General features: G+C 64.5%; 28 protein-coding genes and 1 pseudogene. 19 read left to right on the top strand and 10 right to left on the bottom strand.

Translation table 11 applies throughout. The features are described 5' to 3' along the window. Positions 1 to 11 precede the first annotated feature (11 nt). On the bottom strand, positions 12 to 875 hold the full coding sequence (locus AC5Y5Z_RS19160) for a hypothetical protein (protein ID WP_499926933.1): 864 nt from the start codon (positions 873 to 875) through the stop codon (positions 12 to 14). Between the two features lie 57 nt (positions 876 to 932). On the opposite strand from AC5Y5Z_RS19160, the gene AC5Y5Z_RS19155 reads away from it, so the two are divergent. After that, positions 933 to 1,307 (top strand): methyltransferase, encoded by a 375-nt coding sequence (locus AC5Y5Z_RS19155; RefSeq protein WP_499919364.1) that lies wholly within the window; start codon positions 933 to 935, stop codon positions 1,305 to 1,307. Here AC5Y5Z_RS19155 and AC5Y5Z_RS19150 read toward each other — a convergent pair. From AC5Y5Z_RS19150 to AC5Y5Z_RS19140, 3 genes are all read right to left on the bottom strand, one after another. Continuing rightward, the gene (locus tag AC5Y5Z_RS19150; protein WP_499926931.1) at positions 1,304 to 1,690 is read right to left on the bottom strand and encodes a hypothetical protein; all 387 of its coding nucleotides are present in this window, start codon (positions 1,688 to 1,690) and stop codon (positions 1,304 to 1,306) included. The genes AC5Y5Z_RS19155 and AC5Y5Z_RS19150 overlap by 4 nt on opposite strands. A 103-nt stretch (positions 1,691 to 1,793) precedes the next feature. Beyond that, positions 1,794 to 2,288: an XRE family transcriptional regulator gene (locus tag AC5Y5Z_RS19145; protein ID WP_499919367.1), complete on the bottom strand. Its 495-nt coding sequence runs from the start codon at positions 2,286 to 2,288 to the stop codon at positions 1,794 to 1,796. Positions 2,289 to 2,893: 605 nt separating this feature from the next. Further along, positions 2,894 to 3,379, bottom strand: coding sequence for a helix-turn-helix transcriptional regulator (locus AC5Y5Z_RS19140; RefSeq protein WP_499919368.1), 486 nt, complete (start codon positions 3,377 to 3,379; stop codon positions 2,894 to 2,896). Positions 3,380 to 3,562: 183 nt separating this feature from the next. On the opposite strand from AC5Y5Z_RS19140, the gene AC5Y5Z_RS19135 reads away from it, so the two are divergent. The 12 genes from AC5Y5Z_RS19135 (at position 3,563) to AC5Y5Z_RS19080 (ending at position 14,626) form a co-directional block, all read left to right on the top strand. Beyond that, positions 3,563 to 4,207, top strand: coding sequence for a hypothetical protein (locus AC5Y5Z_RS19135; RefSeq protein ID WP_499919369.1), 645 nt, complete (start codon positions 3,563 to 3,565; stop codon positions 4,205 to 4,207). A gap of 542 nt (positions 4,208 to 4,749) precedes the next feature. After that, positions 4,750 to 5,280 carry a hypothetical protein gene (locus AC5Y5Z_RS19130; protein ID WP_499919371.1) on the top strand — a complete coding sequence of 177 codons (531 nt, stop codon included), beginning with the start codon at positions 4,750 to 4,752 and terminating at the stop codon, positions 5,278 to 5,280. Next, on the top strand, positions 5,277 to 5,603 hold the full coding sequence (locus AC5Y5Z_RS19125; RefSeq protein ID WP_499919372.1) for a WhiB family transcriptional regulator: 327 nt from the start codon (positions 5,277 to 5,279) through the stop codon (positions 5,601 to 5,603). Before AC5Y5Z_RS19130 ends, AC5Y5Z_RS19125 begins: the two co-directional genes overlap by 4 nt. After that, positions 5,600 to 6,226, top strand: coding sequence for a hypothetical protein (locus AC5Y5Z_RS19120; protein ID WP_499919374.1), 627 nt, complete (start codon positions 5,600 to 5,602; stop codon positions 6,224 to 6,226). The genes AC5Y5Z_RS19125 and AC5Y5Z_RS19120 overlap by 4 nt, the downstream gene beginning before the upstream one ends. Then, entirely contained in the window at positions 6,223 to 6,669 is a 447-nt protein-coding gene (locus AC5Y5Z_RS19115) for a WhiB family transcriptional regulator (protein WP_240743943.1), read from the top strand. Before AC5Y5Z_RS19120 ends, AC5Y5Z_RS19115 begins: the two co-directional genes overlap by 4 nt. Continuing rightward, a complete protein-coding gene (locus AC5Y5Z_RS19110; protein WP_499926927.1) occupies positions 6,650 to 7,282 on the top strand; it encodes a DUF1643 domain-containing protein in 633 nt (210 codons plus the stop codon). Before AC5Y5Z_RS19115 ends, AC5Y5Z_RS19110 begins: the two co-directional genes overlap by 20 nt. Positions 7,283 to 7,305: 23 nt before the next feature. Beyond that, positions 7,306 to 8,010 carry a hypothetical protein gene (locus tag AC5Y5Z_RS19105; RefSeq protein ID WP_499919376.1) on the top strand — a complete coding sequence of 235 codons (705 nt, stop codon included), beginning with the start codon at positions 7,306 to 7,308 and terminating at the stop codon, positions 8,008 to 8,010. Positions 8,011 to 8,148: 138 nt separating this feature from the next. Next, positions 8,149 to 8,340 (top strand): hypothetical protein, encoded by a 192-nt coding sequence (locus AC5Y5Z_RS19100; RefSeq protein ID WP_133449238.1) that lies wholly within the window; start codon positions 8,149 to 8,151, stop codon positions 8,338 to 8,340. A 310-nt stretch (positions 8,341 to 8,650) separates the two neighbouring features. Next, the gene (locus AC5Y5Z_RS19095) at positions 8,651 to 9,076 is read left to right on the top strand and encodes a hypothetical protein (RefSeq protein ID WP_240743941.1); all 426 of its coding nucleotides are present in this window, start codon (positions 8,651 to 8,653) and stop codon (positions 9,074 to 9,076) included. Between the two features lie 91 nt (positions 9,077 to 9,167). Then, positions 9,168 to 12,284 carry a DNA cytosine methyltransferase gene (locus AC5Y5Z_RS19090; RefSeq protein ID WP_133449237.1) on the top strand — a complete coding sequence of 1,039 codons (3,117 nt, stop codon included), beginning with the start codon at positions 9,168 to 9,170 and terminating at the stop codon, positions 12,282 to 12,284. A gap of 172 nt (positions 12,285 to 12,456) precedes the next feature. After that, entirely contained in the window at positions 12,457 to 14,199 is a 1,743-nt protein-coding gene (locus AC5Y5Z_RS19085) for an SNF2-related protein (RefSeq protein WP_133437176.1), read from the top strand. A gap of 112 nt (positions 14,200 to 14,311) precedes the next feature. Further along, positions 14,312 to 14,626 carry a helix-turn-helix domain-containing protein gene (locus tag AC5Y5Z_RS19080; protein ID WP_240743940.1) on the top strand — a complete coding sequence of 105 codons (315 nt, stop codon included), beginning with the start codon at positions 14,312 to 14,314 and terminating at the stop codon, positions 14,624 to 14,626. A gap of 924 nt (positions 14,627 to 15,550) precedes the next feature. On the opposite strand, the gene AC5Y5Z_RS19075 is transcribed toward AC5Y5Z_RS19080, so the two are convergent. Then, positions 15,551 to 15,793, bottom strand: coding sequence for a hypothetical protein (locus tag AC5Y5Z_RS19075; RefSeq protein ID WP_133437178.1), 243 nt, complete (start codon positions 15,791 to 15,793; stop codon positions 15,551 to 15,553). Between the two features lie 391 nt (positions 15,794 to 16,184). Between AC5Y5Z_RS19075 and AC5Y5Z_RS19070 the strand changes: the two genes are divergently transcribed. Together AC5Y5Z_RS19070 and dnaB are read left to right on the top strand one after the other, a co-directional pair. Then, positions 16,185 to 16,880, top strand: a complete 696-nt coding sequence (locus AC5Y5Z_RS19070) for a hypothetical protein (protein ID WP_133437179.1) — start codon at positions 16,185 to 16,187, stop codon at positions 16,878 to 16,880. Between the two features lie 68 nt (positions 16,881 to 16,948). Beyond that, positions 16,949 to 18,289: pseudogene (gene dnaB, locus AC5Y5Z_RS19065) on the top strand (replicative DNA helicase); the annotation flags it as partial. Positions 18,290 to 19,293: 1,004 nt separating this feature from the next. Here dnaB and AC5Y5Z_RS19060 read toward each other — a convergent pair. Further along, entirely contained in the window at positions 19,294 to 19,899 is a 606-nt protein-coding gene (locus tag AC5Y5Z_RS19060; RefSeq protein ID WP_240751290.1) for a class I SAM-dependent methyltransferase, read from the bottom strand. 322 nt (positions 19,900 to 20,221) lie between these two features. On the opposite strand from AC5Y5Z_RS19060, the gene AC5Y5Z_RS19055 reads away from it, so the two are divergent. Next, entirely contained in the window at positions 20,222 to 20,632 is a 411-nt protein-coding gene (locus AC5Y5Z_RS19055; protein WP_499926922.1) for an STAS domain-containing protein, read from the top strand. Between the two features lie 30 nt (positions 20,633 to 20,662). Next, the gene (locus tag AC5Y5Z_RS19050; RefSeq protein ID WP_420872854.1) at positions 20,663 to 21,205 is read left to right on the top strand and encodes an ATP-binding protein; all 543 of its coding nucleotides are present in this window, start codon (positions 20,663 to 20,665) and stop codon (positions 21,203 to 21,205) included. On the opposite strand, the gene AC5Y5Z_RS19045 is transcribed toward AC5Y5Z_RS19050, so the two are convergent. The 3 genes from AC5Y5Z_RS19045 to AC5Y5Z_RS19035 form a co-directional block, all read right to left on the bottom strand. Further along, positions 21,188 to 21,373, bottom strand: coding sequence for a hypothetical protein (locus AC5Y5Z_RS19045; RefSeq protein ID WP_133437184.1), 186 nt, complete (start codon positions 21,371 to 21,373; stop codon positions 21,188 to 21,190). The genes AC5Y5Z_RS19050 and AC5Y5Z_RS19045 overlap by 18 nt on opposite strands. A gap of 514 nt (positions 21,374 to 21,887) precedes the next feature. Then, positions 21,888 to 22,607, bottom strand: a complete 720-nt coding sequence (locus tag AC5Y5Z_RS19040) for an HNH endonuclease family protein (RefSeq protein WP_133437185.1) — start codon at positions 22,605 to 22,607, stop codon at positions 21,888 to 21,890. Positions 22,608 to 22,659: 52 nt separating this feature from the next. Next, a complete protein-coding gene (locus tag AC5Y5Z_RS19035; protein ID WP_133437186.1) occupies positions 22,660 to 23,253 on the bottom strand; it encodes an exonuclease domain-containing protein in 594 nt (197 codons plus the stop codon). A 247-nt stretch (positions 23,254 to 23,500) separates the two neighbouring features. Here AC5Y5Z_RS19035 and AC5Y5Z_RS19030 point away from each other — a divergent pair, with 247 nt between their 5' ends. Both AC5Y5Z_RS19030 and AC5Y5Z_RS19025 read left to right on the top strand, forming a co-directional pair. Continuing rightward, positions 23,501 to 24,010, top strand: coding sequence for a DNA-binding protein (locus AC5Y5Z_RS19030; RefSeq protein WP_240743939.1), 510 nt, complete (start codon positions 23,501 to 23,503; stop codon positions 24,008 to 24,010). A gap of 159 nt (positions 24,011 to 24,169) precedes the next feature. After that, on the top strand, positions 24,170 to 25,057 hold the full coding sequence (locus AC5Y5Z_RS19025) for a hypothetical protein (protein WP_133437188.1): 888 nt from the start codon (positions 24,170 to 24,172) through the stop codon (positions 25,055 to 25,057). Between the two features lie 328 nt (positions 25,058 to 25,385). Here AC5Y5Z_RS19025 and AC5Y5Z_RS19020 read toward each other — a convergent pair whose 3' ends face one another. Continuing rightward, positions 25,386 to 26,528, bottom strand: a complete 1,143-nt coding sequence (locus AC5Y5Z_RS19020; RefSeq protein ID WP_240743967.1) for a hypothetical protein — start codon at positions 26,526 to 26,528, stop codon at positions 25,386 to 25,388. Between the last annotated feature and the right edge of the window lie 63 nt (positions 26,529 to 26,591).

Genomic DNA, 26,591 nt, shown 5'->3' with positions numbered 1-26,591 from the left:
CACCTATGGGGTCACCGCCCACCCCGTCGCCGTCGCTTTGGACGCAGCAGATCAACGTAATCGACAATGGTTATGCGTCGTGAAGGCAGGAAATCGGGCAACACAAAGTACGACGGACCGATGCGCGTGCTGTTCCCCTCGCTGCTGGGATCGGGATCGGCACCCTCAGCCCAATCGTCATCCTCGTCGGTTTGGCCCCGTTGCGGAGGCACGATTCGCCCCGGTGAGGGTTCGACCTCGGGGAGGGCGAGGTCGGAAAGAATTAAAGATTCGAAGTACATAGACGAGGCTGTGATAAGGGCGGAGTCCGCACTGTATTCTTCGTCGCCGCGCGGCGGACTCGGATTTGTTACCGAAACCACGGACGAATCAGCAGCCAAGTCGGCAGTTTCCAGAATGCCCAAGATCTCCTGCTGCAGGGTGCGGAAGTCTTCTTCGTCAAACCCGGTGATAATCGGGAGTTCCCAGAAGGGTGGGGCATCGCTACCGTGATCGTCGAGGATTTCACGAATCGCCACGTCAAACATCCGCAGTGCTGTGAAGCTCAGATTCCAGCGCACGGTCGGAGTGTCACTGTCGCCTACTTTGGTCGCCAACAGCAATTCGTTGGGCGTAGGCGAACCCAACGCCTCCTTCAAGCGAAGGTACGCCTGTTGCTGTCTCATGTCGCGCGGGCGGGGGGCTGGCCGGTTGTCGGACATCCACAGGGACATGTATCGATAGGCATGCTCGGTGTGGCCCGTTCGGGCGAGAATATGGTTTCTGTCCACCGCTTGACCAAGTTCCCGACAGATTGTTTTCAGGAGCTGAGAATCCTGAACAGAGATATCGACGATGGCACCATCGCCCGACTCTGCCACTGTTACATAAAGCATGACGTCAATAGGTATAGCCACCGAGCGGGAATCACAAGTCGAATCAAGGCGGCTAACGTGTTTACCAGACCGATGATCAAGATTCTGACCACGATGACCGCCGGGCTGGGTATCGCCCTGGCCTCCGCTGCCCCGGCTGTTGCCGACGGGTCGGGCTTCATCAGCTCGGTTAGGGAGGTGGGCGACATTCTCAAACGTGTACGCGCCACCATGCCGTCCGGCTCCACGCTAGTGACCATCGATTTGCACCATGAATCCCGGCACCCGAATGCACTGACGTCGACGGCTGATGTGCTGATGCTGGTGACGTGTGAAGGTGGTCGGGAACGCTCACCGCAGCAGGTGCATGCTTTGATGCGCGAGGCGGGACTCACGCCGGGGCGAGTGCGCCACTTTGGGCCGACGATGATGGTGGAGGCCACCGCCCCTTAGTGGGAGCCGAAAAAGGCGCGTCTCATTGTCGATTCTTTGGCGCCGGCCTCGGCGGCGGCGAGTAGGACGAGGTGAGCGAACATTTCGGCTTCGCGTTCCTGCTCAGCGACGAAATGCCCACGCCCGAAGATCCTTTGAAGCTTCGCGGGATCGAAGTCGGGCAGTGTTTCGCGGCATAGGTCCAGGTGAAGTTGCGTCAGCCGGGTCCGGGTGTCGCATTGGTTGGCGTGGCCAAGCACCATGTGGCCGACTTCGTGGCAGATAATTTGTTCGATGTGGTGGTGGGAGGTTCCACCCTCGTAGAGGATGAGATCCTCGGCGTCGGTGATAAACCACAGTCCGCACGGGCTGCCTCGGAGCGTGGCGGTGTTGACCGGAACCAACCGGATTGGACGTCGCTGCCGGTTCGCCAAATTGTCAACGAACGCTTGGACATTCCACGGCACGGGAAGCGGAAGTTGACCTACGAGGTTGCGCAGTTCGGCGTTAGAGATGGTCACGGCCTGAACTTTCGCCAGAGTCGTCGACGACCGGTGGTAGCTTCTCGAGCTGGCGTATCTGGTCGGCCATAGCTGCCAGGCTGTTGATGGATTGGGTGGTGAGCCCCTGGGCGCGCATGGCAAGGCCACGCACACCGTTATCGCGCAGCGCCTGAATCCAGTTAAGTTGCGCGTCGATGCCAGGGTGCTCGCCGGGTTCGATCAGGTAATACGCTGATACGCCGAAGAATTCGGCTATCGCGCGTAGGTGCTGAACGGTCGGGTTGGTTTTGGCTCCGGTGCGCAGCTGCCATAGGTAGGTTGCGCTAATGGAGACGCCGGTCTGTTCGGCGATCGCGGCCGCGGCGGTGGCGTTGGACATCATTGGTTCGGACGGCTTGCGCATGACGTCGAAGAGCCTGTTGAGTTTCACCGACAGTTCAGAGGAGCTGTCGGAGGGTTCGTCGCCGACGGTGCTGGGCAGTGCCGCCTCGTCTCCCACGGTTATCCTTCCGGTTGCACTGACTGTACCCGCAGGGCGCCTGCCCCACGGATTCGCCGTCCACGTGAACTGATGATAGCAGCCTACTTGCTTCCTTAGTCATCCGCCTATATAAACGGCGACATGGTGGATTCATCAGCGCTCCGCCCGCTCGCCATCCATCGCGAGCTGCGATCGCGGTTGCGCGACAACGTGGCGACACGAGGGGCGATGAGGGTCATCGGTTCGCGCGGGCCGGCAGCGGCGCCGACTCGGCGAGAGCGTGCCCGGAGGCGGGAAGCGCCGCGTCGAGCAACGGCGGCTGCTCGAACACCGCACATATTGTTATCTAATCGTTACCAAAAAAGTGTCGTCTCGACCTTTGCTGAGTTTCGTGACTTTGGCGCGCTGACCTGCTGGAATCTGTATGTGCACTCGCAACGCATCGGGGCGATTCCACGTCGACCAGGAGGACTTCGATGACACAAACAGCGCTAGCTTGCTGGCCTTTCGGTGTCGCCCCATCAGCCCACACCGCGTCCCCTACCTGCGCCAGGTATCGCAGGAACATCCGTCACGAACTACCAGTAGGTGGATCGCCGAGTTTGCTGGTGAAGCCTCGGTCGTTAAACCGAGGTTCCAGCCGGGCGCTGGCGTGCGCGGCTGTACGCCGCCCGATACTCCTCAACACTGATATCCAGGCACGCAGCCAGCTTGGCGGCGTTGGCCTCAGTCAGTCCAAGGTCGGCGCGTTCGATACCGCGCAACGTCGTGGTGGCAATCTTGGCCGCTGCTGCCAACTGTGGTTGCGTCATGCCCCTGATAACGCGCCAGTCACCGGGGTAGCGCTCCTCAGCGGCCACCGTGACCACATCCCCGATCGGAGCGCCGAGGATGTTCATTACCCGCGCCAGCAGATCGACCTGCGGGGTCCCGCGGCCAGATTCCCATGCGTGCACGGTCGACTGTCCAACACCAGCCAGCCGAGCGAGGTCGCTAACACTCATGCCGCGCTCCTGGCGGACGGTCGCGAAGGCATGCGGATCGAATCCGCGCAGTACGCGTCTTGTCATGCGAGGCCCGCGCCGAGGTCCATAGTCAGACAGATTCACCGAGTTCTCCCAAATCCTGTCAAAGCTGCTGTCATAGACAGCTGTCTTATCCTAGAGTACGGTGTGCTTATCGATCTTACGAAGAGGAGCGATTCGGTGAAATTGCCTCGCGCACTTGCCCAGCGCCCGACACCGCAGATGCCTGACCTTCCTGGCTTCGAGCCGTGTTTTGATCCTCTTCCGGTGTCGCAAGGGCATCAGCTGCCGCCTGCGGTGCGGCCCCTGTACTGGTGGGCGGCTGCACTGCGCACCGAGGGGGACGTGGTGGTCGACATGCGGTTCGACCGATCGTCGATGGTTGCGACGGTCGTGGTGCGCCAGGCGTCGTATCGGTTGACCAGCGTCGTGCGCCGGTGTGAGGACACTGCGTGCATTCCGCAGAATCTGCCGGCGTTGATGGCGGAGGCGGTGTGGCGGCTGGGTGCGCTCGGGTGGGCCGGGGAATTCGCTGCTCTGGTTGACCGGATGCGTGCTGCGGGGGTGGTCGCGCGACCGGCCGCGACGGGCAGGTGCGTCAAACCTATTCCCCTGTGGTTGCGTCAGCCTGATACCGAGGTGCGCGTCGCCTATTGGTGGGCGATGAAGCTCATCGAACATGGGTGGCGGTTGCATGCGTGCGGGGATGCTGTTGCCCGGCATGGCTTCATTGCCGAAATTCTCACCACTGGCGCAGAGCCGCTGCTGGTGGTGTTTCCCGGCGATATGGCTCACGACGGGTCAGAGGCCTCGGCGTTGGCTCGACATCTTGCGCGGCTGGGACGCGGCCAGCGGATGGTCGTGCAAACCATTGTTGATCATGCGGCGAAGAAGACAGGCCGGGTGATCTGAAGTGTTGTTTCCACAGGGCTTTTTAGGGGCGGTGGTAGCGCTGCTGCTCTAGTGGTGTCGCCGACGGCGGCGCGTGGTTCTGCACATTTTCATAGCGATGACCCTGTCCCAGATGCAGAGAAACCCCCCGAAGGGGGTTGCTCTTGGGTTGGACGAGAAGTTGCGACCTTCGCGTCCAGGGTCTCCCCGAGTGAGAAGGAGATGACTTTGCCAAGTCGATCTCAGGGTAGAGGCTACCCCATAACCGAATCAAGGGTTGCGGCCCGAAACCGCGGAATTGCCGCCTTGACGTGCGATAACGCGTCGCGTCACGGTGCAGCTGCGACCCGAGCGATACCGGCTGCGCCGGCTTGCTGGTCGCCCTCGCTGTTCGATGACTGCCCGTTGTGCGGCAAGCCGCCGATCGAGCCGGTCCGCGTGGAGGGCCAGCTGGCCTGCCGAGGTTGCACCGGGGCGTGCGTGGTCTGCGGGGCTGCGTGCATACCGGGCGACGATGCGTGCGGTGAATGCGCGCGGTGCTTGCGGATGCAGATGGTGCCGGCATGAGGACCCCGCATCTGCTGGCCGGCTCGTGCGCCTCGGCGGATCCCGAGGCTGCTTTCCGGCACGCTGAACTGGCTATTTGGGACGAGCTCGTGGACAGCTTGGCGCGCTATCCGCGCCCGTGGCGATCGGCCGAAGAAGGCGCGATGGTCCTGGGAGAAGAAGTCGACGAGTTGTGGGATGACGTGCGCGGCAACCGGATTGGGTGTGCGCGCGCGGAGGCTGCGCAGGTCGGGGCGATGGCGGTGCGTTTTTTGGTCGAGGTGTGCGAGCCCGGTGGTGCGATCCGGCAGCGTTGCCGGGATGCGCTGGCTGAGCAGGGCCGGCGGCGCGGTGAGGTCGGGCCGCGGGGTCGTGCGCTGGCGTCGAGCCATGAGGGTTTCGGGTTCCTCAAGCGCGAGTTCGACGCGTTGTGGTGCGCGGTGTGTAGCGGGGAGTCGGCGCGATCGGCGGCCCAGCGCGTGGCGGCGGGGGCGGTGCGCTTCATAGCCGAGATCGGTACGGCGCCGGCGGGAAGGTTGGTGCGATGACGCTCAGTGGTCAGCTGTGGCGGCGCAAAGCGGTGTGCTTTGTGGAGATGCCCGATGCCCCCGAGGTGTGGACGCCGCCGCGTAAACCTCCTCTGGCGGTTCTGGTTCCGCTGGAGCAGATGTGTCAGCGGTGCCCGGTTCGGCGGGAGTGCGCGCGTGATGCGGTCGCATCCGAGGCGGAATGCGGCATGTATGCCGGGGTGTGGGTGCCGGAGCGCAAGGAATCCAACGGGTGGTCTCCGGCCATGGCGAAGTTGTGTGAGGTCGCCGGCCTGGACCCGGGGGATCTTGGTTTCGGTGTGGCGGTGGGGGTTTCAGCATGAGCGCTCCCCGGTTCATCGCGCCGCGGCGGCCGCGGCCGACTGATTTTTCGGCTGTGACGTGGGCGGCGCGGCTGCATCTGTGTGCAGTGGACGAAGAGCCTGAGGTCCGGCGGCGGCACATTGCCGCGCTGCTGGCGTTCACGCCCACGGTGGTGCGCGTGGACACCAGGATGAGGATCCGGTTCGAGCACGGGGCGACGGCGTTGTGGCTGAGCCAGGTGCTCGCGCACAAGGATGTCGCGTTGGCCGATGTCAGCACCGACGGCGGCGCGGTGACTATCTCGAATCCGCAGATTGTGCTGGGCCGATACGGGTTTCGGGACGGCCGCTGGGTGTTCGGGCGTGATCCCGCCGCGGTGGTCGGGGTGAGCCGCGGTGCGGTGCATGCGGCGGCGACGTTTAGTCGGCGTGGCATGCAGGTGCTGTGCCCCAGCGCGCCGATGATGCTGACGTTGGCGGCGCTGCTGGCACGGTTGGGGATTAAGGCGCAGCCCAGTGCTGGTGAACCTCGCGCGTTGGTGGGTCCCGGGCGGGTCGTGGACGCGTTGGATCGGTTGGGGATCGCCAATGTCGGTGCCCAGTACCACCTCATGCGTGAGTCGAACGCAGGTGATGGGCTGTGAGCACGATCGTGGGGGACAGGTGGATCGCTCACCGCATCACCGCGCACCGCATGCACGCCTCGGGTGCGTCGCGGGGGGTCATCGCCGAGCATCTTGGGGTTACCAAGCGTTCGGTGTCGCGGTATCTGAATCTGCCGTGCCCGGATCGTCCGGTGCCCGACAGCGATGAGGTCGAGCTGGCCAGCTTTTACATGGAGGGGGCGTGCGGGCATTTTCCTGAATTGAATTGGGCCAGCCGCAGTTTGCTGATGCAGGCCGAGGTCAAGGAAGTGTGCAAGCACTGCCCGGTGTTGGCGAAATGCCGCAGCTATGGGCTCACCAACGGGCGCCACGACGTCGGCGTGTGGGGTGCGATGACCCTGGCGGAGCGGCAGCGCGAGATCCGTAGGCGTCAGCAGACCGGGTCGCGGCCGGGGCGTGACGATGTCGCGGGGGTGGCTTGAGATGACGATGATGCTGGATCTGCACCTGCGTTCTACCGCGCAGTTTTCGGCTGATCGGCGCTACCGGTACCGGTTGGGTCGGCGCTGGGGGCCGGGCCCGGCGCTGATGTTCGTTTCGCTGAACCCCTCGTCGGCCGGCGAGCACATCAACGATGCCACTATCCGCCGCGACATCCGGTTCGCCCGCGGCTTCGGATATGACGCCCTTAGTGCGCTGAACTTGTATGCCGTGCGGTCGACTGACCCGAAAGCGATTGCTTGCGTGGATGATCCGGTCGGGCCGGACAACGATGCGTATCTGGATGCTGCGGCGGCCGAGCACGAGTTAGTCGTGTTCGCGTGGGGATTCGGCGCCCAGGCGCAGCGTGCGCGGGCGGTGGCGACGCGGATTTGGCGGATCTGTCGCGGCACTGGTGGCACCGTGGCGGTGTTGGGCTGGACCCAAGGTGGTCAGCCGCGGCATCCGCTTTACATGCGCGCCGATACCCAGTTGCAGTGCTTATCTGCCGGTGCGCATTTGAGTTTCCTCGACGTCGATGCGCGGTGGTCGGACTTGTTGTCTGACAGCGCAGTACTGGAGGGGCCCGCTTCGGTCGGCGCAGGTGTGCGGTGAACGCGGGCCTGCACAGTTTCGCCGTGGGTGCCTCAGCTGGGCTGAAGCCTCGGTGGCATGCGGTCAATGTCGCTGCGCTGCGGGCGCGCAAGGAGGCCGCGCGTGAGGACCGGGATGGCCACCGGGTGCAGGAGTACTCGGTGTGCGGGCTGCCGTGTATGTCGGCGGCCCGGCTCGGGGCGTTCACTCCCGGTAACCCCTTGTTTGAGGAGGGGGGCCGCTGCGAGCGTTGCGGCTGGGTGGTGGCGGTGAGCTGCGGAACTCTCGATCAGGAGATCGACGGGTATACCCCGGTCGGGGTGGCGCGGCAGATCATTGCTGAGGCCGGGCTGGATCCGGATCTGTTGCCCACGATCTTGATTGCGATCCTGGCCGATGCTCCGCCCGGGCTTGATGGGGAGTCGGGTCACCGTTCGGATCTGCTGGCCCATGCCGCGGCCCACCGGCCGGTGATCCTCATGTGTGAGCAGTGCAGCCGCACCGGGTGTTGCACCGAGGTGCATGGTCCGTTGGCGGCGACATGCCCGCATGCCTCGGTGATCTGTGGGGCGTGCACCTTCACTGCAGGCACCTGGGCAGGGTGGTGGGAGGGTGCGGCCACCGGCGACTGTGATGTCGCGGCGCCGTGCTCGGTGCTGACCGAGCTCGCCTATGTCTACGGCATCATCACCCGTCCCACTGGGGTCGCGGACCCGTGGCGTGAGCCGGTGTCTCATGGGCAGCTCTAGGAGGGTGCGGCCACACACGCTGGCTCGCACGTGCAGGTATCTCGAATTAGCGGTTTTCGCAGCGGGTTTGGCTGTTTCAGCGGATAGGTGGTCGTGATGGGTTCGCTTCGAGAGGGTTCCTGCGGGTGCGGGTGGATCGTGGTTGACCCCTCTGGCTCACCGTATGCCTGGTATGGATCGGCGCTGGCCTGTGATGAGGGGGCGGTGTGGACGGTGTTTGAACCCGCCCCTGATGTGCGCGCGCAGCTGCTCAGTGCGGGGTGGTCGGTGCGGGCGGGGTCGGGCGTGGAATTGTTCGGTGCTGCCGCGGCGTCGAAGGTGTCCGCGTGAGCCCGCTCAGACCCGCCGGTGGGCGCCGTCCCGGCCGCGGGTCGCGGTCTGCCCTCATTGCGGGTGAGCCTGTGCGGCGCCACGATTCGTGCGCAGTGTGTGGCGGTGCGATCACCTACTATCCGCGCCGCAGTGACGATGTGGTGCCACGTACGTCCGCGGTCGATGAGGCGGTGCGGTGGAGTCACGACACGGTCAGCGACTGGATTAGTCGGCCGCACCGGGCCCGGCCGGCGGCCGGTGTCCGGTCGGGCTGCACCGAGGGCCGGTCTCGGCGGGGTGTGCGCGCCGGTGGGCAGCGGGGTGTGCGGTGAGTGCGCCCAGCCGCAGCCAGGCACTCGGTGGGGTGCCGGCGCCGGTGGATGCGGTGGCGATCGCCGAACGCGTGGTGGCGGTCTTGGGAGAGTGTGTGTATCGGGCCGCGCGTGAGGTCGATTTGCAGGACGGTATCGAGCAAGTGTTGCGGCAGAACCGGTTTCGGTTCGATCGGGAATATCGGCTCAGTGCGCAGGATCGTCCGGATTTTCTGGTCGGTGGCTGCGTTGCTATCGAGGTCAAGATGCGCGCTGGCGGGTCGGCGGTGCTCTCGCAGCTGGTGCGCTACGCGGCCCATCGACGGGTGCAGGCCCTGGTGGTGGCCACGGCTCGGCTGTCGACGCTGTCCGGTATTCCCGCAGAGATTCTGGGTGTGCCAGTGCGGACGGTGGCATTGCCGGGACCGGGGCTGGCGCTGTGACCCCGGGGCAGTCGCTTGGCCCCGATCTGCCCGCGCCTGGGTGCGCGCGCTCCGCCGCGGACGCCGTGTCGCAGAACGCGGGGGTGATGGGGTGAGCGCCGCTGCAACAGCCGAGCATCGGCCCGTTGTCCGCCGCCGTCGGTTCGCGCACGACGACCTGGTCGCAGTGGACCTCTTCAGCGGATTCGGAGGCCTCACAAGAGGTATCGAGTTGGCCGGGTTCACCACCATCATGGCGGCCAACCACAACCGCTACAAAGTCGAGGTCCACGAGGCGAACCACCCGCACGCCGAACACTGGATCGCCAACCTCGTTGACCGCGATTCTTCGGACTACCACTCGGCGCGAGACTTACCGGCTAGCGACTTGCTCGTAGCGGGTGTCAGCTGCTTCGCCGCTGGATCCCTCGTCCTGACACGGCGCGGCCTCGTCCCGATCGAGACCGTCTGCGTCGGCGACGAGGTGTGGACGCACCGCGCGCGCTGGCGGCCGGTCACGCGCACGTCGGCCGTCGAACGCCCCACGATCACGGTCAACGCCACCACCGCGATTACCTGCACCAGGGATCACCCGTTTTGGGCCGCGTCTGCGGAACGCGAGTATCAACCGCGCCGCAAGTACCAGCCGCTCGACGGTGCGTGCTGCCTCGAATGCGGCGGTACCGCTACGCGCTTCAGGTCCACGCGCAAGGCTCGGCTGTATTGCTCGACAGCGTGCAGGCGCGCCGCGGATCAGCGTCGAGCACTCCCCTTACTCGGCGAACGTCGGGAAGTCCGAGCGGACAGCCTGAACGGCGTGTTCGTAGGTTCTCCAATCCTTGACAGCGCCGGCGCCGAGCTGCCCGTCATTGACGGTATCGGACCTATTACGCACGACATCGCATGCATGTTGGGCCGGTGGGTCGGCGACGGATGGGTGAGTCGCCGGCCTGAGCGTAACGGCGCGTGGTCGCGCGTCACGATTTGCGCAAGCCATGCCGAGGCGGACGAACTCGGCAAGGAGCTGTCCCGGCTTTCGCTGCCGTGGAATCGAACGCGTCAGCGCACTACCGACACCTTCCATGTCAACCGCCTTGGCCTGGCCACGTTTATCGTCGACAACTTCGGCCACGGCGCTGGCGGCAAACGGGTACCGACGTGGATGTTGTTTGCGCCGCGAACGATCCGCCAGGCGTTCGTCGATGGCTATATGTCGGCGGACGGGTACGCGTGCCGAGATGGGCTGCGTGTCCAAGCGGTGACCGTCTCGAAAGAACTCGCAGTCGCGATGCGCCTGATGCTGACCTCGCTGGACTATTACGCGACGGTCACCTTCGCGCCAAAGGCGCCGGCGGCTGTCATCGAGGGCCGCGTAGTCCGGCAGAGGCCGCAGTGGGTAGTAACGGCGCACCGGTGCCGAGACCGCCGCCCGAAGCATCGCGACGCCGATGGTTACCGATGGGGCAAGGCCAGCGGCACCGTGACGCCCGGCGATGCGGTGACCGTTTACAACATGACGGTCGACGAGGATCACACCTACGTCGTCGATGGCGTGGTTGTGCACAACTGCACTAATCACTCGCAGGCCAACACGAAAAAGGCATACGCGCAGAGCCTTTCGCTGTTCGACATGGAAGACCCCGACTTCGAGGCTAGTGTCACCCGCTCCGAGCGTGACCGGGCGACCGCGAACTGCGTCCTTGCCTACGCCGCCCAGCATCATCCCCGGTTGATCCTGGTCGAGTGCACGACCGAGCTCACCTCGTGGGGGCCGGCTGTGCCCGGTCGGCGCAAGGTGGGTGACGGGTCGACGTACCGGTGGTGGCTGGGCGAGTTCGGCAAGCTCGGCTACCGCTACCGCGTCATGTACTTGAACTCGATGTTCTTCGGGGTACCTCAAAGTCGCGATCGCCTCTATATCGCGTTCTGGGACAGGAGAATCCCTACACCCGATTTGGAGCACCGCCCGCCGTCGTGGTGCGGCTCCTGCGGCCGGGTCGTCGAAGCGGTCTGGACCTGGCGCACCGGAGTGCCGCCGACCGGCTCGGTGCGGTACGGCAAGCAATACGAGTACCGCTGCCCATCGTGTCGGCACGCCGTGAGGCCACCGGTGACACCGTCGCTGGCCGCGCTGGACCTTTCCAACCTCGGCACCCGTATCGGGGACCGCAAGAAACCGCTCGCAGCGGCCACCATGGCCCGCGCTGAACGCTGCCGGCAGCGATTCGCCGAATTCCCGGCAGTTCTGATGCCCGCCAAGGCCGCCCGCGGCTCGGAGCGACACCCATGGCAGCCGATGGCCACCCAAACCAGCCAGCAAGAGACCGCGATCCTGTCGACCGGGGCCGCCATCGCGGCCGCCGCCAACACCTGCGAGCGGCCGGGATCAACGTGGCGCGGCCGGGATCTGTCGGAGCCGTTGTGGGCACACACCACCACCTCGACGGGGCCCCTCACGCCGGCGGCCGCGCTCACGGGTCAGGTGACGGCCGCGCATCGCCACAACGGCGACGGCAAGCACCTCACCCAACCGATGGACACTGTCACCAGCACCCATGAGAAAGCGGTCCTGTTCGCGGTCAACAACTTCCAGGGCGCACCCCGGGCCGCCGATGAGCCACTGCCGACCCAAGGCGGGTCCGAGACGCTGTCGCTGTTGTCGACCGGGGTAGTGCCGTACCGCAAGCACACCACGCCGACCACACACGCCGAGGCGATGCCTACCGTCACCTCCGAGCAGATCCCCGCGCTGATCACCGCAGCAGGTCGGGTGCAGTGCAACGGGTCGATCGACGAGGCGAAATACCGCGCCTACCCGTTGGACAAGCCGCTGGGAACCGTGGTCGGCTCAGCGATCACACAGGGCGTGCTGTTCGCGGGCTGGTACAAGCAGAACGGCAGCCACGGAATGGAGACCGCCTCGCATCCGGTGGCCGATCCGCTCGGCACACTCACACCCCGGGACACCACCGCCCTGCTGAGCGCCGAATGGCGTGCATCACTGGCCGACCTCCCACTCGCGGACTGCTACTTCCGGATGATGGCCGCCCACGAAATCGGGCGCGGCTGCGGATTCGACGTCACCTTCGGCGACTACCCCGGCACGTTCCTCGTCTGGGGCTCCGCGAGGGACCAGACCGACGGCTTCGGTAACGCCGTCTCCCCTCAGGTCGGGGAGTGGATCGGCAGACGGCTGCGCGCTGCACTTCACCAAGCAGCCGCCGCATGACCGATCAGACGACGAGGTCCGAAATGTCAGACGCGCCAACGGTTACGGGCGGGATGGACAGCATCATCCTCCTGGTTTCCGCGCCGCGGTTGGCGCGGCACGTGGGTAGGCCTGGACAGATTCTGGGTGTGCCGATTCGCGCGACGGCACTGTTCAGGCCGGGGCTGTCGCGGTGACCGCGCGGGTGGTAGGGGCATACCGGTGGCTGGCAGCGGGTCTGTGGGAGATCGAGGCCGCACCGGACGTCATGATCATGATCAAGAGGATCTTTCCTCGAGTCGATGCCACCCCCCGGGGCACCGTCACGTTGACGTCTACCTTGGAGGTAGCGCGCAACCTGGAGTGGCTGCTGGATCGCTGGCCGATGAAGGCCTCCCCGGGCGACAGGCAACGGCTGCGGTCATTGGCGCGCGAGCATCGCCGCGCCGAACGTGCTGTGCAACAGGTTCTTTCCGGACAGCACTTGCCGACAGGATCCGGCGCCGGCTGGGTAAGTCCTGCGGTGGCGCTGCGCGCCTATCAGCGGACGGCGCGTGATCTGGTGTGGGCTACCGGCGGTGTGTGCATCGCCGACGAGCTCGGTGCGGGCAAGACGTTCACGAGTTTGGCGCTGTTGGAACAGCCGGCGGCCCGGCCTGCGTTGGCGGTGACGCTGACCGGAACGATGCCGCGGCAGTGGCGCCGCCAGCTCGCGCAGTTCTACCCGGACCTGACTTCGATCGAGGTGCAAAACGGGCCGGTGCACTCCCTGCAACGCCGTGGGCGCACCGCGGATCTGATCGTGATGAACTACGCGAAGCTGGCCAAGTGGCAACACCACCTCAAAGGCGTTGTCCGGACAGTCATCTTCGATGAGGTCCAGGAGTTGCGCCGCGCAGAATCCGACCGCTATAAGGCCGCGACGACGGTCGCGGGGGCAGCGGCCTACCGCGTCGGGTTGTCGGGCACACCGATTTACAACTACGGCGGCGAAATCTACAACGTCATCGACGTGCTACGCCCGGGTGCGCTGGGCAGCCGCGAAGAGTTCGCCAGGGAGTGGTGCCACACGTCGGGGCTGGACACCAAGACCCAAGTCTTTGATCCGCCGGCGCTGCGGTCCCATCTGATTTCTCAGGGGCTGCTGCTGCGACGCACGCTCGAAGAGGTGGGGATCGAGATCCCGCCGACCATTCCGATCGAGCAGTGCGTGCCCTCCGATCCCGCCGTGCTTGCCCAGATCGAGGGCAACGCGGTCGCGTTGGCCCGGCTGATCCTGGACCAAAGCGCCAATCAGCGTCAACGGTGGAGTGCTGCAGGGCAATTCGACTGGATCATGCGTCAGCAGACCGGTATCGCCAAAGCGCCATTTGTTGCTGACTTCGTGGAGATGATCTTGCAGAGCGAGCAGCGGGTGATGCTGTTGGGCTGGCATCACGCAGTGCACGACATCTGGGCGCAACGGCTAAGCCAGTATCGGCCGGCGATGTACACCGGGCGGGAAACGAACCGCCAAAAAGAGCGCTCGATCGACGATTTCATGGCGGGCCGGTCCCGGGTGCTGATTTCGTCGCTGCGTTCCGGGGCGGGTATCGATGGGCTGCAGCACGTGGTGAACACGCTGGTGTTCGGAGAGTTGGACTGGTCCCCGGCGGTCCACAAGCAGGCCATGGGCCGGCCCGGGCGGCCCGGTCAAACGAAGCCGGTGCGCGCCTACTTCTGTATCACCGACTATGGGTCCGATCCGGTCATGCTCGAAACCCTCGACATCAAGAGCCTGCAGGCCGCCGGGCTGATCACCGGCACCGGACGAGGCGGTGTGGTCAAGGCCGCGCCCGTGGCGATGACGCCCGAAAAGTACGACCAGATCCGGCGATTGGCCGCCCAGGTGGTCGAACAGGTCGATCAGCAATCGGCGCCGAGGAGGATCGCGTGAGCACCGCCTCCTCCGGTCGTCGATTGGCCTTCTCCCGCGTTGAGAGGGTCTGTGGCGGTGGTGTGCTGCCCGCCTGGTCACTTCACCGCGGGTGCGGGGGCGGTGGTCGGTGATGGCGAACAATCCCCGCTGGGCCGAAGTGTCTGCTGAAGCCAACGCGGTCCGGGCTCGCCAGGCCGGTCAGGAGCAGGCGGTGCTGGCGCGCGCTGCAGTGGCAGTGCTGCGCATGCAGGAGGGCCCGCATGTGACGCGGTGGATCCAAGCGCTGCAGCACCGCATCGAGCGGCCCGACGCCACGCTGGCCGAGTTGAGCCAGTCGATGTACCCGCCGCTGACCAAGAATGCCTACGCCGCGCTGCTGCGGCGTGCGCTGCGGGGCGCCGAAATCGCCGCCACCGCAGCGTCATCCGAACAGAAGGGGAACTGATCAGTGTTGAAGCGACTCATCGGCACGGTGGCGATCTGGGCGGCCCGGCGGCGCGCGCCGTCGGCGTTTACACGGCAGTGCTGCGACAGCGGTCTTGAGCGCGAGATCGCGGCGGCGCTGACCGACGAAACGCTGGCGTGGGCTCTGAACACCTGGGGTCCTCGATATTTGTGACAGCTGTGACAGGCGTCAATTCCTGCGACATTGCCGCTGGTGGTGCCGGCAACACCACCGCGCGGCCGCGTCGGTCCCAGTCCATCGGCTCGTGGCGTGGTCGGATGGACGGTAACGACTCGGTAAAGGAGGTTCAGCAGCCCGAACACACCCGTTGACGACGGGATTTGACAACTGGATAGCGGGATCCGTATAGGACAGGCCCCCCAGGTTGGGGGCTGGTGGGAAGTTCTGACGAGCTAATCGGAGCGGTCGGTCCGAATTCTGGACAGAAACCCCCGAGGGGGTTTTTGAAAAGAAGTTCTAAGAGCTGATCCTCGGAGCGCCAACTCCGAGGCCTTGATGAGAGATAAAGCGCCAACTCGATCTCTCGGATCCCCAGGTAAATGAGGAGAACACCGTGCTAGGTAGTTCTCAGGGTAGCTTGCACCCTGGACACAGTTCAAGATTTCCGCGCCGAGTTTCACAAAAACCCTCTCTGAACTGCACAGAAGTCGATGCGTCATGGGCGTGTCGCGAACGGGGAAATCCCGGCTTTCGTGCGACCTTCGGCGACTCCGGCGCCGACGATTCTGGCGCCGGTCCTGCGGTGTCGGCCGCCCGCCCGGGTCGTGGCCGCACCGCGCGTGTGCACAGCGTTGGTTTCGCCGACGGCGAGGTCTCTGTGCGCTACACCTGCGCGCGCTCGGCCCCGGCCGCGGCCCGCACCGCCCGCCGGCAGTGGATCGAACAGGCCGGCCACACACCGGCTCAAACCCCGATGTGGCCGAGCCGCGACGCCTGGTTGACCGAACTGTCAGCCTGGCTGGCCACCGACGATGGGTTGGCCGAATGCGCGCGAGTGCACCTGCGGCCCGAACGCGCGCTGCAGGTGGCCATGGTGCTCGCCGCCCACGCCGACCACGCCACCGGACGGAACTGCGCGGTCACCAACGCCACCGTCGCCCAGGGCGCCGCCTGCTCACAGCGCACCGTCACCACCGCGCGCGACATCTTGAGAGTCTCGGGACTGGGCGTGGAAGCTCACCGCGGCAGCGGTTCGGCCTCGACCCCTGGATTCGGGCGCCGACCTTCGGTTTGGCATCTCATCAGCCGCCGCCCGGCCGATGCCTGCGCGGCGGGTCACGCTGTTTGCGACCTACCGCCATCACGTAGTGATAGGCGGTTATCTCTAGAAAGATCTCACTCACCAAACGCGCGTCCGCGCGCGTCGCGATCCCCATCCAGCCCCACCCGACACTCACCATCGCGGCGCTCGCTGCGCGCGCCACGACCCCTGGCCGTGCAGCGCCTAGCTGATGAGCTTGTCGGCAACCGTTACGGCCGCGCCCCGCTGTGTCATGGACTGGGCCGTGGTCACATCGGTGCCATCTGCGACGCGCTCATGACTGCGGGCATCGATCCCGCTGTGTGGTCGGCTAGCCAGCTCACTGAGGCACTGAACACCCAGATGCGATCCACGGGGTGGTCGTGGCCCGACCGCATCGAACGGCCGGCGGCGTTTCTTACCTCGCGTCTGCGGGCACTACCGGCCCGCCCCTGCGCGGCAGGCCGGGGCGGCGGGACCGCCGCCAGCCCGAACAAGAATGTCCGGGTCACTATGCAGGTCCGCGACGCTGAGCCCAACCCCACCCAAGCCCACACTCAACGGTGGTACGCCGATGTGGTCGCCGCGACGACCCCCGCACAGCGTCAGAGGTTGCTGCAAGCCCACGAAACGAAGTTCGGGCCGATCGTGGATCCCATCGTCGCGCTGGCCAACGCCGGCCGCCGTGCTTCGCGACTGTTTCCGCAGCAGCCGCTCACTGACAGCCTGATCCGGTGGGCTCAGGACGTCCTGGGCGGACAACCCAGAGTTGTTGCAGCCAAACCTCTTCCCGCGGCTACCTCACTGAGTACCGAGCTGCTGATCGACCTGGCGATCGGCAAGTGCGAATGCATCGTGTGCGCTGCGCCCCACGCTGTAGCGCGCCCGCAGCTACCGCTGTCATCCATGGTGTGCGAGCACTGCTGGCCAGTTATCGCCGCCGAACTCGACGACCCCAACAGCGACACCCCCGAGGAGACGTGGACGGCATGACCGATCTGCAGGACGCCCCGACCCACTGCCGCAACCAGAATCCGGTGACCCCCGTGCCCGCAGACAACCGGCAACCACCACAGGACCAGGGCGCCGAACAATCCGTGCTCGGCGGGATGCTGCTGAGTAAGGACGCGATCGCCGACGTGGTGGGAAAGCTGCGCGGAGACGACTTCTACCGGCCCAACCACCACAGCATCTACGACGCGATTCTGCACTTGTACGGGCAAGGGGAGCCCGCTGATGCGGTCACCGTGGCCGCCGAACTCGGGCGGCGCGGTGTCCTGCAGCGCATCGGCGGGGCCCCGTACCTGCACACCCTGATCGCGATGGTGCCCACCGCGGCCAACGCCGGCTACTACGCCGACATCGTCGCCGAGAAGGCGGTGCTGCGGCGCCTGGTGCAGGCCGGCACCAGGGTCGTGCAGTACGGGTACGCGGGCGCCGGCGGCGCCGATATCGCCGAGGTCGTCGACCGCGCCCAGGCCGAGATTTACGACGTCACCCAGCGGCGCACAGCCGAGGACTTCCAGGTCCTCGACGACGTGCTGCAAGCCACCATGGACGAGATCGATGCGATCCAGTCCGGGTCCGCGTTATCCCAAGGGGTGCCCTCCGGATTCGCTGAACTTGACGAAGTCACCACAGGCCTGCACGGTGGGCAGATGATCATCATCGCCGGACGCCCCGGTCATGGGAAATCCACTCTGGCACTGGACATTATGCGTTCCTGCTCCATCAAACACAACAAAGCCAGCATCATCTTCTCGCTGGAAATGAGCAAGTCGGAGATCGTGATGCGCCTGCTCTCAGCTGAGGCGCGAATCAAACTCGCCGACATGCGTGCCGGCACCCTCACTGATGCTGACTGGGCGAAAATGGCGCGGCGTATGAGTGAGTTCAGCCAAGCCCCGCTCTACATCGACGACTCAGCGAACCTGACCATGATGGAGATCCGCGCCAAAGCCCGCCGCCTCAAACAGAGAACCGACTTGAAGCTGATCGTTGTCGATTACCTGCAGCTGATGACCTCGGGAAAACGCGTCGAATCACGACAAGCCGAAGTCGGCGAATTCTCCCGCAGCCTCAAGCTATTGGCCAAAGAGCTCGATGTCCCGGTCATTGCGCTGAGCCAGCTCAACCGCGGACCCGAACAACGCGTCGATAAGAAACCCCAACTCGCCGATCTGCGCGAAAGTGGCAATCTGGAGCAAGACTGCGATTTGGCGATCCTGATCCATCGCCCCGACGCCTACGACCGCGACAGCCCCAGAGCCGGCGAAGCAGACTTCGTGATCGCCAAGAACAGGCAAGGAATCACCAAAACCATCACCGTCGCCGCCACTCTCCATCACTCAAGCTTTCGGGACCTTGCACATCCTTATCAAACACTGCCGCAACACCTTTAGCAGTTTCGACACTCGTCGTTGGAAGCCGTCGATGAAAGCTTCAAGGGGTGCATCGTCAATTGGTCGGCGATGCGCTACTGAGGTCGGGAGGTAAGTTCACACCCATGCGTGTACCGGTCCTGGCAGCGCTGTTAGTTGCTACCGCCCTGACAGGCTGCGCCAGTAGCTCAACGCCACCTAGTTCGACAGTCGCCGCACCGACCTCGACCTCCAGCGCGTCACCCGCGCCCAGGGCGGTGCAAGTGGGGGAACGATTCTCCGGGCCCGGAACGTTTCGGGTCGGAGAGGGCCTCGCGGGTGTTCCCATTGCAATCCCTCCCGGGGAGTATCGAATTGAATTCGATGAGGGCCGAACCACTGGACTGTGGTTTACCTGCCGTGGGTTACCGTGCGAGCCGAACAACCGCGGTGAGGTGACCGCGTCGGGCATCGTAAGCATCGAGGAACGCTCAGGGGAGGCCACCTGGTCGGGCATCCAAAGAGACGGCCAGCCCGCAGCTCACCGGACAACCATCGAGATCGACAGAACCGATGGAGCTTTATACCTCGACGGCATCAGCATACAGTTACTGCGGCGCCGCTGAATTCTCGGTGATGCAGCCCGCATCACCGAGATGCGAGACCGGCGGCTTTAGCCGTCGGGGGAATCGGGGCGGGTGACCCGCGTGTGAACCGAAATGTCGTACCCAGAGTGCAGGATGGGGCCATGAGATTGGATGCAGCGAATAGGCTGTGTACCGGCGCCAGTACAGTTCTGCTGTTCGGCTTCTCCTCTTGCCTAGGTCGTGGGGTGTTTGTCGATCGTGGCTCAAGACCTCGCTCCTGGGATCTGGGGCTAGGTTGCCGCCGTGGCGGTTCTTGCTGCTATGGCCCCGATGCCGGCGAAGAAGACCTGATTTTAGCGAAACAGCGAAACGGCCCCCGCACCAAGGACTTTCGCCGTGGGAAGCACCCTCCACATGGCCAGCTACCGAGACCTCGCGCGGTACTGATTGCTAGTAGTGCTAGTAGGACTTCCGCACCGCTTCGACGAGCTGAAAGGATAGCTTCCTGCTTTGCGCCCGATCATGTGCGAGGATGCTGAACCCGACATCGCACAGCGCGTCGACGATGCCGTCGCCGAGTACTTCCAGCGCATGCGGTTTTTCGACCATCCTGATCACGAGTTCAACGCTTCGGCGGCCGCGCTCGGGAGCGTCCCAGTCGGCCACTATTAGCCGGCCACCAGGTCGTACGACACGCGCGAGTTCGGTGTAGGTGTGGGTTCGGTCGGCACTGGGGATCTCGTGCAGGCCATAGCAGGAAATCGCGGCGTCAAAGGTGTTGTCGGAGAACGGCATCCGCGCGGCAGATGCGTGGGTGAACCGGATGTTGTCCATGTCTGCCTTCGCAGCGCGTTTCCTGCCGTATGCCACGGACTCCGCCGAGATGTCTAGTGCGTCGATCTCGCAGTCGCTCCAGCGAGCTGCGACCAACCGAGACAAGTAGCCAGAACCCGCGCACACTTCCACTATTCGCCGGTCTGCTGCACCGATGCGTTCGGCGACCCGCTCGTGCGGGCGACCGGCGATCTTCGGATTGTAAAACTCAAGGACCGGACCGGCGAGCATGAACTTCACCCGATTCGAAAACACAGTTCCAAGATAATGGCTCGGCTGCGGCCGTCGGCCCCACGCGGCGGGCGTTCCGGCTGCCGGGCCGCTTCTCGACGAGCGTTCGATTGAGGACCTCGGCGGGGCAGAAGTGAGGTGTTTTCTAGAAGGCCCGGCAATGATTAATGCGCCGAGCCGTGATGGCGTGAGCTGGTGTAGAACGCAGTCGGCACCCGGCGAGCATCGAGACCGGAGGGCATTCACCGGTGCATTAGTGTTCAACGGGTGACCGGGGAGAAGTCGGTATCCACGTTGGGGTGCGTGGCATTGATCGACACTGATGCGAGGTAAGCGCATGCACAAAGACTTTCCCGAAACGACGGATTCACCGAATTTCCCCGGGCCCGAGGGGCTTGATGTTGAGCCGTACTGGGCGGGGCGGGTGATGGTCTTGGCTGTCTCAGGCTGCGTTGACATGGTGACTTCTGGCCAGCTCAGCGACGCGATCGGAGTCGCCGCAGCGCAGGCACCGGTGGGCATCATTGTCGACTTGTCCAAGACGGATTTTCTGGCATCAACCGGTATGAGTGTGCTCATCCAGGCGCACACCGAGGTGACATCGACGGGGCAGTTCGGGGTAGTCGCCGATGGCCCGGCGACCAGTCGCCCGATGAAATTGCTGGGGCTGGATAAGGTGCTGGGGCTTTATCGCACTCTCGGCGAGGCGCTGGCCGAGATGAACAGCGAGTAGAAGCCGTCGCCAGCGGGTAAACCGTTGCCTGTGAACGAGTTTGGGCCGCCAGATCAGCTCAGGATCTTGGACGACCCTTCACGTCTGGTGTGCACTGTCAGCAGAGATGGCCGCGGTGCCGCGCGAGCCCGTGCGCAGTTCGCCGACTGGCTGTGGCGGCATTTCTGGCTCGATGAACAACAGCTCAGCGACCTGATTTTGGCCGTCAACGAAGCGCTGGCCGATACCGTGACATTCAGCAGCAGTGGTCTCTGCGGCCATGACACGGTCGACATCGTCGTCACCTATCACGATGACACCGACACATTGGTCGTCACGGTCACCGCCGGCGGGCGAACCCCGGGCTTCGGCGACCCGCCCTGCAATAGGCACAGGAACAATGGTCGCGCGAGTGGTGCTGTCCTCATGCGCCTGCTTGCCGATCAGGCCAGGATCGATCCCGCCGAACATGGTTCCCGGATTTCGTTGGTGTGGACCAATCTGCGAGGCCAGTCGAGGTCACACAACCGAGCTCACTGCGGTCCCAAGATGCGTTGCGCAGATGGGGGCTGCGGTCTATCGCGCTTCGCGTAACCGCACGACGTCGCGTTCGGCGCAGCCGATCACTTCGGCTGCCTGTGCGGTCGACAGCGTCGGGTTGAGCAGGATCTGCAACTCATCGGCGGTGAAGAATGGCTCGTTGTCCCACGGTGCCTGATCCCAGCCTGTTTCAATGAAGCCGGAAAACAATTCATCACTCATGGCTGTCCTCACCAATTGATGTGTGAGACCAAGTGTTTGGCGACGGACGACGTGCATAGCCGGATACCGTCGTGGGGGCTTCTTTGCCGCCCCGAGTACGCCGCACTGGGTCAAGTGTAGTGGCGCGCCCCCCAGATCGCGCTCCGCCGAGGTGTGTCCGCGAACCGGCGCGACAGCCTCCCCGTATTGCACTGGCGTCGATGTCGGCGGTCCACCGTGAGCGGGCTTACCGTGGTGGGCGGTTGAAGGCCTCGCGTAGCAGGCCGAAGCCAGCGTCGGAACGCTGGCGGCGCGGGTGTGCCCTGTCGCAGGAAGTTGTGCGGATTGCCGGGTGTTGGGGGGCCCGCTGGTGATGCAGCCTGCATCACGGCACGGGCAGCAATGCCAGATTGTCGTCCGAGGTCTGCCCCGCGCGGATCCGTTCCTCGGCTGACCTGGCGGTGTCCCTGAACGATCGCTCGTATTGCGGTGGGTGTCGCTGGCGAACCCCACGCGGCCCAGTAACACCGTTGGGTCAGGTGTTAAGACAAGCTGCCGTGGCAGCCGAACGGTCTTTCACAGTGATCGGTAGATGATATTTGGCGGCGACGGTGAGGAAACGAATTACGTAGCGGCACTTGCCTGTTTCGGGAATCCATTCGGACAAGGTGGAGTCACCCTTTCGGCTGTTCGCCGAGCTGGACACCGCGATGAGTTCTGTTAGATCGTTCGCGAAGATGCGGCGTAATCGGAGATCCCAGTGAGCAGCGCCGGCATTCCATGCCACCTTCAGTGGGATGACGTGGTCCACCGCCACGTGTGCGAGGTCGATAGTCTGGCCGGTGTATGGATCTGGGTCCAAGCGCCCGGCGGTGACCTTGCATCCACGCGTCCCGGGTTTGTATTCGATATCCCTGAGAGACAGGCGAATTAGCCGGTTGCGGGTATCGCACCCGCTGTGGTCAAGGGGGTCATTCCAGGCGGGACCAAAAACACACGCCTCGCGCACTCCGGTCTTCTTGTCGACCCCACACCCGCGTTGGTAGCCCGGAAGAGGGGCAATAACGTCGACAACAGTGACTTTCGCGAGCACCTCCGAAAGTTCGGTGTGGGTGGCGGTCGAGGTGGAGCCGGCTGTGACGGCTGGGTCGGGGCGGATGCCGATGGTCAGCAACGCCGCCACGGTCGCGGCAGCTGCTGCGATGGCAGGTATCCGGTATTTCGCGGAAGGCCTTCGGACGGCACTGTGGCGCATGGTTGGTGACGGTAACGCGTGAGGGCGACACCGTGGCCAATCGTTGGGGGTATCAAGCGGCGCGGGTGGTGAAATCGGAGAAGGTTGGCAGTTGCAACGTGCTCGGCGAACGCAGCGGCAGGCGGATGTTCAGGGCCATCGCTCGCGCGAGTGAATAGGCCAGGATGCTGGCCAGAACGCGAGCGTCGTCAAGCGCATCGTGGGGCTTTGTTTGTGGCACGTCCCAGTGATGGGCGAGCGACGCCAGCCGCAGGCTGTCGAGTTCAAGGTGTAGCAGTTTCGAGAGTTCTACCGTGCATAGCACCGAAGTGACGGGCAACGTGGTGTTGCTGCGGCGCGCTTCTGCCGCCAAGAAGGCGTAGTCGAAGGCAACGTTGTGGGCGACGAGGATTCGGCCGCGCAGTAGCCGCGCCAGAGTCGGGGCTATGTCGCGGAATCGCTGTTGTCCCGTGAGCATCGCTGCCGTGAGGCCGTGGATGTTGGTGGGACCGGGATCTACGCCGGCGTCGAGGAGACTGTGCAGGGTGCGGCCGACGGTCCCGTTGTGGCTGACGGTGAGGGCAGCGATGCTGAGGACCCGGTCGGTTGCAGGGTTGGTGCCTGAGGTCTCGACGTCGACGACGACATAGTCGCTAGCGGTATCCATAACTGCAAGGATGGCTAGGGGGTCTGACATGTTGGGGTAGTCCGGCCGTAGGTGTGCCCGAGTCGCGACTGGCGGGCGAGCCCGGCCCGCCGCCTGGGAACGTTCACTTTCGATTTGACGACTTGACGAGTCGACTGGTGTCGCAGCGTGACTGTTGGTTGGTGTCGCGGGGCGTGGGACGCTGAAGTGCGACTGGATCATCAGGAAGGCGGCGACGATGGCTGGGGCTCGATGAGGTGTGGGCGCCGTGGCTGATACGGACATCGTGAAGTTGTCGGATGCGGCGCAGAGCTGCGGTATACCGGCGGATATCCTGAAACTGATGGCGAGCGACGGGCTGTTGCCGCAGGTAGTCCGCGGTCGGGCTGGACACATCTACTTCCCCGAAGGTGGTGTTCCAACGTGGGCTGAATGTGTGAGAGTGCTGGAAGAGCAACGAGATCGGCACCTGCGCAACATGAATTCGGCGCTACGGCGGCTTGAGACCGAGCTGGAAGCGGTACGTAACGACATCAGCGAGGCGCGCGAATATCCGCGCCAGGCGCTCGGTATCGACATGATGAGTTTCGGGCACTGGACCCACGATCGGATCGCATCGACTCTGGTCGGCAGGCCTGTCGTAACCAGCATCCTCGAGAAGTTCACGATTGAGAGGATGGCATTGCAGAAGTACCACGATGCTTACCTCGACGCGGTGTCCTCGCACGGCCGCCCCATGTCAGGTGACGCCGTGGGAGCCCCGGTGTCACCCTCGTGAGGATCAGGGCTGCGGGGCACCGTCGTAGTTCGTAACTGAAAGCCAGGAGCACCCGGCTGAGCTTGAGCGCGTAGTCGATGCAGCGCACGCGTACGTCATCAGCGAACGGTTCGACCGGTCCATTGGAAGATGCCGCCATCGGGGTGCAGGCTTCTCGTCATGACCTTGGTCCAGACATTGCTGACTCCGCGAGGCGTGCTGCAGGTCTCTGATAGACAGCTGACCGACGTCCACGGGCGTGTGCATTCCTCGACAGCCAATAAAGCGGTTATCTGGTGCGGACATATAGTTATCGGCTTCAGCGGCATCGCCTATACAGACTCCCACCAGCTGCACCCGATTTCTGAGTGGATTGCGCTGTGCCTGCGCGGCGCGCGCACTCTCGGCGACGCGGTGGACGCGTTGCAGCAGGCAGGTTCTCACTTGATGTCTCAGACCGACCTCACCAGGCGCCCGCTGACGATGGTGGTTGCGGGATCACCACCCGGCGAGGGCGAAGTTCTGATGTTCGCGATCTCCAACTCCCTGCCCACCGGTGCGCCTGCGCATCACGCAGAAAGCCGATTCATGCGGTCCAACGATCTGGTCGTGCCGCTGTACGGTTCCGATTACCGGTACCAGGCGATCGGCGTGCCTTTGGAGCCAGCGGTCCAACGGCTTTGCCAGGCCACCCTGACAACGATCCATCAGCGGTTCGGACTCGACCACGCGGCCAGGCAGATGATCGCGATCCAGCGCCGCGTTCGGCAGTTCCAGATTCAACGCAGCCGCGGCGCCACAGTGGGCCGATCGGCGATGGTGGTATGGCTTCCAGCCGTGCCGGATCCCGATCCGGCCCTCACCTTCATCGTGACCAACCCTGTGAGCAGTGCCATCCAAGAGATGGTGCCCATGTACAGCTTCGTCGCCGACTACGGCTTCTCAAAGACGCGGTTCGGCCCGCATTTCGTCTGCGATAGTGCCGTGGGATTCGACCTCCAAAGTGGTCTAACCCCTACCACTAAACCCGGCCCACCCAAACAATGGTCCAGTGTTCGCGTGGTCTGAAGGTGTACACCATGACGCTGCTTCGAGTCAGCGTATCTGCGCCGATCCCACTGCCGCCGTGGACGATTGGCGACCACCCCCAAGGGAGCCGCCGGCATGTCTTCAGGCCGAGCTGGTGGGCGTCGTGTTGGTAGTTGCTGTGGGCGGGCGAACCATTTACGTGTCGTGTTGTGCAGCGAACAAGAACCACACTCGCGTTGGCGGTTGAGACGAGCTGGTGAGAAATGAATGCCCGCACAGGTACAGCCGCCGTCGCAGATCGGGGCGCTCGGCGAGGACCGGACTGGTCCGCGCAACCTGTAAGCGCTCCTGTGCACCCGGCTCGACCTCACCCCCGCGGTGACCCTGTTAACGCCGTGGCGATGAAGCTGGCGGTGATCGTGATTGGTGCGTGTTGTTTGGTTACCAGTTGGTGGAGGGCGTTGTGTAGGGCGGCATTCTCGCCGTTCAGGGTCGGCGGCGTGTGTACGTCTGCGGCGGCATCGTCGATGAGGGTGGTCAGGGTCTCGACGAGTCTTCGTGGGCCGCCGCCGTCGTAGCCGGTGCCGTAGTAGCTGAAGCCGGCGTCAGGGAGTGGCCAGATGTGTTGGGCGGTGTCCCAGAAGAAGGCGGCGTCGTCGTGGATCTCGGCGCGGCGGAGTTGGCCTTGGGCGCCGGGGGTGAAGGTTCCGACGCCGGCGTAGATGGTGGCGTCGTCTCCTTGAATAGCCCAGGTGTGCGGGTTGTCGGGGTCGGTGAGCCAGCGGGTTGGGTGGACGCGCCTGGGCACGTAGTTGTTGACGAACCAGAAGCCCAGTTCTGTGCGGCGGGTGTGGTCGACGTCGGTGAGTCGGGAAATCCATTGGCGGGCTGCCGATGTGGCCGATGCGCGGTGGATTTCGATGACGTAGGTCAGAAGATGTGGTCGGAAATCCCAGTGATGGGTTACCCGTAGGGCGTGCCGGGCCGTGTGTTGGTCGGCTCGGTGGTGCAGGAGTGCCGCGACCTCCTCGGCGGTCAGTGTGGGTTTCGGCTGGGTGGGATCTATAGGGCTTATCGCGGCGTGGACGAGCCCGGGCGTGAGGCACATGGCGTCATGGCGTGCGCCTCCGTTGATCTGGTGAAGGACGCGGTTGGCCAGTTTGTTGATGATGCCGCGCACGTCGGTGGTGGCCTCGGGAGTGGCCAGTGCGGTGATGTGGCCGGTGTCGAGTCGGGGTAGGTAGGGGGCGATCCGCGTGACGGGAGCGCCGGGGTGCCAGGTCAGCATGGCGTCGAGGTCACTGACCAATGGGGACCACCAGGGGATGTCGACGCGCAGCAGGTTGGCGAGATCCGCCCAACTGTAGTAATTCGCGTAGGGGCCGATGGGGTTGTGTCGGTATACCGGTTTACGTTCGGCGCCATCGTGTTCCACATTGAGGCGATCCACGACGACGGTGGTCGGTGCGTTTTCGGTGGCAGGACGTACGGAGACTTCCCCGTTGGGCACGGCGACCGCAGCGTTCGCGAGCGAAACGCTTCTTGGGCAGCGAGTCACGTTGACCCCCGACCC

The sequence above is a fragment of the Mycobacterium sp. NGS29 genome, from assembly GCF_059812965.1.
Note: the sequence above shows the minus strand (reverse complement) of the source record. Positions and strands in the feature narration are given on the sequence as shown.